This window comes from Brevundimonas sp. EAKA (genome assembly GCF_000698025.1).
Taxonomy (GTDB): domain Bacteria; phylum Pseudomonadota; class Alphaproteobacteria; order Caulobacterales; family Caulobacteraceae; genus Brevundimonas; species Brevundimonas mediterranea_A.
On record NZ_JMQR01000131.1, the window covers coordinates 1 to 7,988 of the forward strand.

Genomic DNA, 7,988 nt, shown 5'->3' on the forward strand with positions numbered 1-7,988 from the left:
CTCTCTAAACGGGCCGCTTAACCGACAACCCGACGCGAGCTCCGCATGGCGACGCCCTGCGGCGGCTACGCGCGCGCAAACTACGAAGGAAGACGTCGCCCCTTGGACGCCTCGGACATCAGTCATGACGAACGCGACGCCATGGTGCGCGCGGCGCTGGCCGAACAGGGCGACAGCGGCGTGACGCCGCGCCACACGCTGTTCTTCTTCCTGGGCGACGAAGACGCCCATGGCGACCTGTGCGAGGTGGCGCGGCGCGCCGGCTTCATCGCGCGCGGCGACGGCGACATGACGATTCTCGAGACCACCATGGCCGTCGACGCGGAGAGTTTCGCTCCCGTCTCGTCCATGATGCAGACCTGGGCCGCGGCCTTCCAGCTGGAGTACGACGGCTGGGAATGCGCGGTCGTGACCCATTAGCGTTCAATAAGAAGAAGAGCTGGCGATGCCCAAGCGCACAGACATAAAGTCCATCCTCATCATCGGCGCCGGCCCGATCGTCATCGGTCAGGCGTGCGAGTTCGACTATTCCGGCGTCCAGGCCTGCAAGGCGCTGAAGGCCGAGGGGTACCGGGTCATCCTGGTCAACTCGAACCCCGCCACCATCATGACCGACCCCGAGGTGGCCGACGCCACCTATATCGAGCCGATCACGCCCGAGATGGTCGAGAAGATCATCGCCAAGGAGCGCCCCGACGCGCTTCTGCCGACCATGGGCGGCCAGACGGCGCTGAACACCGCCCTGGCCCTGGACGCCTCGGGCGCGCTGGCGAAATACGGAGTCGAGATGATCGGCGCGAAGGCCGACGTGATCGACAAGGCCGAGGATCGCCAGAAATTCCGTGACGCCATGGACAAGCTGGGCCTTGAAAGCCCCCGCTCCAAGGCCGCCCATTCGATGGAAGAGGCGCTGGAGGGGCTGGAGTTCGTCGGCCTGCCCGCCGTCATTCGTCCCTCCTTCACCCTGGCCGGCACCGGCGGCGGCATCGCCTTCAACCGCGAGGAGTTCGAGGAGATCGTCCTGCGCGGCCTCGACCTGTCGCCGACCACCGAAGTCCTGATCGAGGAATCGGTGCTGGGCTGGAAGGAATACGAGATGGAGGTCGTCCGCGACACGGCGGACAACTGCATCATCATCTGCTCGATCGAGAACATCGACCCGATGGGCGTCCACACGGGCGACTCCATCACCGTCGCCCCTGCCCTGACGCTGACCGACAAGGAATATCAGCGGATGCGGACCGGCTCGATCAACGTCCTTCGCGAGATCGGCGTCGAGACCGGCGGATCGAACGTCCAGTGGGCCATCAATCCGGCCGACGGCCGGATGGTGGTGATCGAGATGAACCCGCGCGTGTCGCGCTCGTCCGCCCTGGCCTCCAAGGCCACCGGCTTCCCCATCGCCAAGGTCGCGGCCCGTCTGGCCGTCGGCTACACCCTGGACGAACTGCAAAACGACATCACCCAGGTCACGCCGGCCAGCTTCGAGCCGAGCATCGACTATGTCGTCACCAAGATCCCCCGCTTCGCCTTCGAGAAATACCCCGGCTCGGAGCCCCTGCTGGGCACCTCGATGAAGTCGGTGGGCGAGGTCATGGCCATCGGCCGCACATTCCAGGAATCGATGCAGAAGGCCCTTCGCGGGCTTGAGACCGGCCTGTCCGGCTTCGACGAGATCGAGATCGAAGGCGTCGCTGACGTCGAGGACGCCGGCGCCGCCCGCGCCGCCGTGGTCCGCGCCCTGGGCATCCCTACGCCCGACCGCATCCGCGTCATCGCCCAGGCCTTCCGCCACGGCCTGACGGTCGAAGAGGTCAACGCCGCCTGCTCCTACGAGCCGTGGTTCCTGCGCCAGATCGCCGACATCGTGCGCGAGGAAGGCCATGTCCGGGTCAAGGGCCTGCCGACCGACCCGACCGAGTTCCGCCGCCTGAAGGCCAAGGGCTTCTCCGACGCCCGCCTGGCCCATCTTGTCGGGTCCACGGAAAAGGCCGTGCGCCTGGCCCGTCGCGGCCTGAACGTCCGCCCGGTGTTCAAGCGGATCGACACCTGCGCGGCCGAGTTCGCCAGCGCCACCGCCTATATGTATTCGACCTATGAGACCGGCGCCCTGGGCCAGATCCCCGAGTGCGAGTCCCAGCCGTCGGACAAGAAGAAGGCCATCATCCTGGGCGGCGGTCCGAACCGGATCGGCCAGGGGATCGAGTTCGACTACTGCTGCTGCCACGCGGCCTTCGCCTTCGACGACATCGGCGTCGAGTCGATCATGGTCAACTGCAACCCCGAGACCGTCTCGACCGACTACGACACCTCCGACCGCCTGTATTTCGAGCCCCTGACGGCCGAGGACGTGCTGGAGCTGATCGAGGTCGAACGTTCGAACGGCGACCTCATCGGCTGCGTCGTCCAGTTCGGCGGCCAGACCCCGCTCAAGCTGGCCCACGCCCTGCAAGAGGACAATATCCCCGTCCTGGGCACCAGCGTCGACTCCATCGACCTGGCCGAGGACCGCGAGCGGTTCCAGCAGATGCTGGAGGCCATCGGCCTGAAACAACCGCCCAACGGCCTGGCCCGCAGCGCCGAGGAGGCCGCGCAGAAGGCGGAAGAGGTCGGCTACCCCGTCGTCCTGCGCCCCTCCTACGTCCTGGGCGGCCGCGGCATGATGATCGTCCACGACCGCGAGCAGCTGGACCGCTACGTCCACGAGGCCATGCGCGTCTCGGGCTCCGACCCCGTCCTGATCGACCATTATCTGAACCGCGCCACCGAGGTGGACGTGGACGCCCTGTGCGACGACGAGACCGTCTTCGTCGCCGGCGTGCTGGAACATATCGAGGAAGCCGGCGTCCACTCGGGCGACAGCGCCTGCTCCATGCCGCCCTGGTCCCTGTCGGCCGAGACGGTGGCTGAGCTGAAGCGCCAGACCACCGAAATGGCCAAGGCCCTGAAGGTCCGCGGCCTGATGAACGTCCAGTTCGCCATCGAGGAGCCGCACAGCGAGAACCCGCGCATCTTCGTGCTGGAGGTCAACCCGCGCGCGTCCCGCACGGCGCCCTTCGTGGCCAAGACCATCGGCCAGCCGATCGCCTCCATCGCCGCCAAGGTCATGGCCGGCGTGCCGCTGAAATCCTTCGGCCTGACCGACAAGCCCTATGACCATATCGCGGTCAAGGAAGCCGTCTTCCCCTTCGCCCGCTTCGCCGGGGTGGACACCATCCTGGGCCCGGAAATGCGCTCGACCGGCGAGGTCATGGGCCTGGACTGGAAGCGTGAGGGCGAGGCCGACATGGCCCCCGCCTTCGCCCGCGCCTTCGCCAAGTCCCAGATCGGCGGCGGCACCACCCTGCCCACGGCCGGCTGCGCCTTCGTCTCGGTCAAGGAGGACGACAAGCCCTTCATCATCGATGCGGTGAAGACCCTGCAATCCGAAGGCTTCTCCATCATCGCCACCAGCGGCACCCGCGACTATCTGGCGACCCAGGGGATCGAGGTCGGCCTGGTCAAGAAGGTGCTGGAAGGCCGCCCGCACATCGTGGACGCCATGAAGAACGGCGAGGTCCACCTGGTCTTCAACACCACCTCGGGCAAACAGTCGCTGCAGGACAGCTTCAGCCTGCGCCGCACCGCCCTGATGATGAAGATCCCCTACTACACCACCACCGCCGGCGCCCTGGCGGCGGCCCAGGCCATCGGCGCCATCAAGGCCGGCGACCTGGATGTCCGACCGATCCAGGACTACGCCTGATGGAGGCCGCCGGTCGCATCGTTCTGGCGACCGGCGGCTCCCTCGGGGATCTGCACCCCTTCATCGCCCTGGGCCGCGCCCTGCAGTCGCTCGGCCATGACGTCGGGATCGCCACGGCTGTCGATTATCGCGACAAGATCGAGGCGGCGGGTCTGACCTTTCATCAGGTCGGCCCCAGCATCGCCGACCTGACGCGCGAGACCGGCATGGACCTGTCGGCCCTGACCGCCGCCATCGCCAAGTCTGATCGCTTCCTGTTCGGCGAAATCCTGCTGCCTCGGGCCGAAGACGCCGCCCGACAGCTGATCGCCGTCACCGAGGGCGCCGCCGCCGTCGTGGGCTCCACCCTCGCCATCGGGGCGCAGTTTGCGGCCGAGCACTGGCGCATTCCCTGCGTGGCCGTGTCGCTCCAGCCGACCATGGTCTTCTCGCGTTACGACCCGCCCTTCCTTCCCGCCGCGCCCTGGCTGAAACCGGCGACCAGCGGGCCTCAACTCTGGCTGAATGATCTCACCAGGACGCTCGGTCGCATGAGCACGGCCCGCTGGACCGCGCCGATGAACGCCATCCGCGCCTCGCTGGGTCTGCCGCAGACCAAGGACAACATCGTCTTCGACGCAGGCCGTTCGGCGGACCTGTATCTGGGCCTCTACTCGCCCCTGCTGAGCCCCCGCCAAGCCGACGCCGCTCCCAACTTCGACGTCGTCGGCTACGCCGCCTATGACAGCGAGACCGGCGCGCCCTCCGCCCTTTCTCCCGAGCTAGAGGCCTTCCTGAAGGCCGGGCCTCCGCCGCTGGTCTTCACCCTCGGCAGCGCGGCGGTGAACATCCCCGGCGACTTCTATGTCGAGAGCCTGAAGGCCGCCCGCCGACTAGGCCGTCGCGCCGTCCTGCTGGTGGGTCCCGACGGCGACCGAACCTTGGCCGAAGCCGACCCCGGCATCCATGTTGCGGCCTACGCCCCCTTCTCCATTCTGTTCCCCCGCGCGGCGGCGATCGTGCATCAGGGCGGGATCGGCACCGTCCATCAGGCCCTGAGCAGCGGTCGCCCGCAACTGGTCGTGCCTCACCTCGGCGACCAGTACGACAACGCCGCCCGCGTGGTTCGGCTGGGCTGCGGTCGGTCGCTGGCGCGACCTCGCTACAGATCTGAGACGGTCGCGGCGGCCCTTCGCGCGCTGGCGGAGGATCCGCTGGTTTCGGCCCGCGCCGAGGCGATCGCCCCTCAGGGCCGCGCCCAGGACGGCGCCGCCAACGCGGCGGAGCGCATCAGCGCCCTCCTCCGCCCCTCGTGAGCAAACCTCAATGGGGCGCCCCTTGCCTCGCGGCGATCCCGGTCTAAGGTCTCTGCGGGGACTTGGGGGATCGAACATGAAACGCGCGATACTGACGACGACGGCGATGGTTCTCGCCCTGGCGTGCAGCACGCCCGCCCTGGCGCAGGACGCCGGTCTGAAGGCGGCGGTGCAGGCGGATTATGACGCCAATCTCGCGACCCTGTTCGACTGGTTCCACCGCAATCCCGAACTGTCGGGGCAGGAGGTCCAGACCTCGGCGCGGCTGGCGCGCGAGCTGACGGCCCTGGGCTATCAGGTCACGACCGGCGTCGGCGGCACGGGCGTGGTCGCCGTGTTGAAGAACGGCGACGGGCCCACCGTCATGATCCGCGCCGACATGGACGGCCTGCCGCTGCAGGAACGCTCGGGCCTGGCCAACGCCTCGACGGCGCGCCAGCTGGACGCCGACGGGGTCGAAAAGCCCGTCATGCACGCCTGCGGCCACGATGTGCACATCACGGCCCTGGTCGGCACGGCCCGCCAGATGGCGGCGCGCAAGGCCAACTGGTCCGGCACCCTGGTCCTGATCGGCCAGCCGGCGGAAGAGCGGATCTTCGGCGCCCGGGCCATGATGCAGGACGGCCTCTACACCCGCTTCCCCAAGCCGGACTACGCCCTGGCCTTCCACGTCTCGGCCGACACCCCGACCGGCAAGATCGAGGCCCCGCTGGACATCACCTCGTCCAGCTCGGACAGCGTCGACATCGCGGTGCGCGGCGTGGGCACGCACGGCGCCTATCCGCACCTGGGGGTCGATCCGGTGCTGGTCGCGTCCCAGATCGTGGTCTCGCTCCAGACCCTGCGCAGCCGCGAGGTCAGTCCGCTGGAGGGGGCGGTCGTCACCGTCGGATCGATCCACGGCGGCATCAAGCACAATATCATTCCCGAACAGGTCGATCTGCAACTGACCGTCCGCGCCGACAGCCCCGAGGTCCGCACGACCCTGCTGGACGGCATCGACCGGGTGGCCCGCAACACGGCCCTGGCCCTGAACGTGCCCGAGGACCGACTGCCCGTCGTGACCCGTTCGGCCACCGAGACCACGCCGGCGACCATCAACGATCGCGAGACCGCCCAGCGGGTGCGCGACATCTTCGCCTCGACCTTCGGCCCCGACGTGCTGCGCGACACGCCGCGCGGCGGCATGGGGGCCGAGGACTTCGCCTATTTCGTCCAGCCCGAGACCGGGGTGAAGGGCGTCTATTTCAGCGTCGGCGGCACGCCCGAGGCCGAGCTGGAGCAGGCCGCCGGCCACCACTCCCCCCTGTTCAAGATCACGCCGGAACCGGCCGTCACCCTGGGCGTCGCCGCCTCGGTCGCGGAGGTCAACTAGGCGGCTTCGGCCGCCTCTTCTTCCCGATCCTCGCCCGCCACGATCCGCATCGCGGCCAGGTCGCCGGTGACATTGCCGACGGTGCGGAAGATGTCGGGGATGACCTCGACCGCCAGCAGCAGGGGCAGCACCCCCGGCGGCAGGCCCATGGCCAGGCAGATGGGGCCGACGCTGGCGAAGAAGCTGACCTGGCCCGGCAGGCCGACCGAGGCGATGGACACGGCGATGGCCGTCAGCCCGCCGGCGATCAGGGCGGTCAGGCTCAGCTCCACCCCGTTCAGCTGGGCGACATACAGACAGACCGCCAGATTGGCGACCGGGCTGGTGATGCGGAACACCGCCACCGCCAGCGGCAGGACCAGACCCGCCGAGGTCTGGGGCACGCCCAGCCAGTCGCGCGCCCGCTCGATCATCACCGGCAGGCTGGCCAGCGACGACTGGGTCGAGACCGCCACCACCTGGGCCGGGGCCACGGCGCGCGCGAACCGGCCCAGCGAGATCCGCCCCCAGACGACGGCGACGACATAGATGATCAGGATCAGGCCGATCTGGCTCAGGCAGACGATGGCGACATAATGGGCCAGGGTGCCCGCCACCCCCAGGCCCGCTCTCAGGCCCACGCCCAGCGCCAGGGCGAACACCCCGAACGGCGCGGCCAGCAGCACCCAGTGGACGATCACCACCAGGGTCTCGGCCACCGCCTCGAAAAAGCCCGCCAGGGGCCGGCGCAGCTCGGCCTTGATCCGGGTCGCGGCGAAACCGAAGGCCAGGGCGAAGACCACCACGGCCAGGACCCCGTCGTCCGCCGCCGCCTTGATCAGATTGGCCGGCGCCAGACTGGCCAGGAAGGCGCGCAGGCCGTCGGTCCGCGCCGCCTCGCCCACCGTCGCCAGCGAATCCGCCGGAACCCCGGCCAGCAGGGCCCGCCCCGCCTCCGGATCAATGGGCCACAAGGCCAGCAGCCCCAGGCCCGCCAGAATCGCATAAACGGTCGCCCCGACCAGCAGCAGGCCGAACACCGTCAACGCCCGCACCGCGATCCGCCCCGTCGCCGCCGCGTCGGCGATCGAGACGATGCCCGTCACCAGCAGGCTGAACACCAGGGGGATGACGGTCATCCGCAGGGCGTTCAACCACACCTGGCCCAGGCTCTCGACCACGCCCAGCGCGCCGGTCAGCCAGGGGGCGTCAGCCTCCTGCGCCAGGGCGCCGACGACGACGCCGGCGGCCAGGGCCGCGATGACGAAAAAGCTCAGCGAGGTGAAGAAGGCGGCGACGCGAGATCTGTTCATGACGCACGGCTAGCATCGCTTTCGCCGTCGCGCGCGCCAAACCTTCTGTGATCGGCCTTCAGTTCATGTCGTCGCAGGTCGAAACGCGCCGCCGGCCGAGGCGTTGAGCCGACGAAGGAGATTCCATGTCCCGTCTGCACAAACTCGTTCCCCTGCTCGGCGGCCTGCTGCTGTCCCGGGGCGGCCGCCGCGTCGCCGGGCGTCACGCCGGCAAGCTGGCCCTGGCCACCCTGGCCTATGAGGTCTGGCGCAGCCGACGCGAGGGCGCCCCCCCCAAGGTC

5 protein-coding genes are annotated in these 7,988 nt (G+C 69.0%); 4 read left to right on the plus strand and 1 reads right to left on the minus strand.

The window, feature by feature from the left end; all coding sequences use genetic code 11:
* Nucleotides 1–45: 45 nt before the first annotated feature.
* From ER13_RS14455 to ER13_RS14470, 4 genes are all read left to right on the plus strand, one after another.
* Nucleotides 46–420 carry a ribonuclease E inhibitor RraB gene (locus ER13_RS14455; protein WP_230307711.1) on the plus strand — a complete coding sequence of 125 codons (375 nt, stop codon included), beginning with the start codon at nt 46–48 and terminating at the stop codon, nt 418–420.
* 25 nt (nt 421–445) lie between these two features.
* Complete coding sequence (gene carB, locus ER13_RS14460; protein WP_035310332.1) at nt 446–3,745, plus strand: carbamoyl-phosphate synthase large subunit; 3,300 nt, start codon at nt 446–448, stop codon at nt 3,743–3,745.
* Entirely contained in the window at nt 3,745–5,040 is a 1,296-nt protein-coding gene (locus ER13_RS14465) for a glycosyltransferase (protein ID WP_035310334.1), read from the plus strand. The genes carB and ER13_RS14465 overlap by 1 nt, the downstream gene beginning before the upstream one ends.
* 76 nt (nt 5,041–5,116) lie before the next feature.
* Complete coding sequence (locus tag ER13_RS14470) at nt 5,117–6,415, plus strand: M20 family metallopeptidase (RefSeq protein ID WP_035310336.1); 1,299 nt, start codon at nt 5,117–5,119, stop codon at nt 6,413–6,415.
* On the opposite strand, the gene ER13_RS14475 is transcribed toward ER13_RS14470, so the two are convergent.
* The gene (locus ER13_RS14475) at nt 6,412–7,707 is read right to left on the minus strand and encodes a dicarboxylate/amino acid:cation symporter (protein WP_035310338.1); all 1,296 of its coding nucleotides are present in this window, start codon (nt 7,705–7,707) and stop codon (nt 6,412–6,414) included. The two genes, ER13_RS14470 and ER13_RS14475, sit on opposite strands and share 4 nt — an antisense overlap.
* Nucleotides 7,708–7,988: the final 281 nt, after the last annotated feature.

Bases quoted from the DNA above. Each gene is read 5' to 3' on its own strand.
- ER13_RS14455 (WP_230307711.1), top strand. From the start codon at position 46: ATGGCGACGCCCTGCGGCGGCTACGCGCGCGCAAACTACGAAGGAAGA.
- carB (WP_035310332.1), top strand. From the start codon at position 446: ATGCCCAAGCGCACAGACATAAAGTCCATCCTCATCATCGGCGCCGGC.
- ER13_RS14470 (WP_035310336.1), top strand. From the start codon at position 5,117: ATGAAACGCGCGATACTGACGACGACGGCGATGGTTCTCGCCCTGGCG.
- ER13_RS14465 (WP_035310334.1), top strand. From the start codon at position 3,745: ATGGAGGCCGCCGGTCGCATCGTTCTGGCGACCGGCGGCTCCCTCGGG.
- ER13_RS14475 (WP_035310338.1), bottom strand. From the start codon at position 7,707: ATGAACAGATCTCGCGTCGCCGCCTTCTTCACCTCGCTGAGCTTTTTC.